At 60.3% G+C, this 672-nt stretch carries 1 protein-coding gene; it reads left to right on the forward strand.

Translation table 11 applies throughout. The features are described from left to right. The coding region (locus IQK56_RS30610) for a cytosine permease (RefSeq protein WP_193901975.1) at positions 1-672 on the forward strand (672 nt) is incomplete at both ends.

A 672-nucleotide genomic window follows, 5' to 3' on the forward strand; every position in this document is an offset into this window, starting at 1 on the left:
CCTGGTACGCGTTGATGATCATCCTTGCGGTGGTGATCGCAGTCATCGGCCACGACCTCCTGCACACCGTGCAACGCTGGCTGACCTACGTGATGATCAGTGTCTTCGCGGCCCTGACCGTCGCGGCCTTGCTGCACCTGCAGGCCGATTCAGCCGTGGCCGACGCACATTTTTCCTGGTCGGCCTTCCTGATCCAATTGTCAGCCGCCGCGGGCTATCAGATCAGCTACGCCGTGTATGTCTCGGATTACTCGCGCTACTTGCCCCACAACACGCCGTCGCGCAGTGTCATCCTCTGGACCTACCTGGGGGCTGCGGGCTCGGCGCTGTGGTTGATGTCGTTAGGGGCATTCCTGGCCTCGGCGCTGCCCTCACCCGACGCCATTGGCAGTGTTCAGGCCGTGGGCAACCAACTGTTGCCTGGGTTTGGCACCTTTACCGTGCTGATTGCCGTACCGGCGCTGGTCGGCATCATGGCCGTCAACTGTTATGGCGCGATGCTCACCGGGATCAGCGCCATTGACGGTTTTGTCCCGATCAAACCCAGGATCAAGAGCCGCATCGTCGGGATCAGCCTGGTGGCCGCAATCATTTTCGTGATTGCCTTGAGCATCCCTGAGAGCTACCTGAGCAGCTTCAACACCTTCGTGCTCTTGATGCTGTATTTCCTGG

The organism is Pseudomonas cyclaminis (assembly GCF_015163715.1).
Classification (GTDB): Bacteria; Pseudomonadota; Gammaproteobacteria; order Pseudomonadales; family Pseudomonadaceae; genus Aquipseudomonas; species Aquipseudomonas cyclaminis.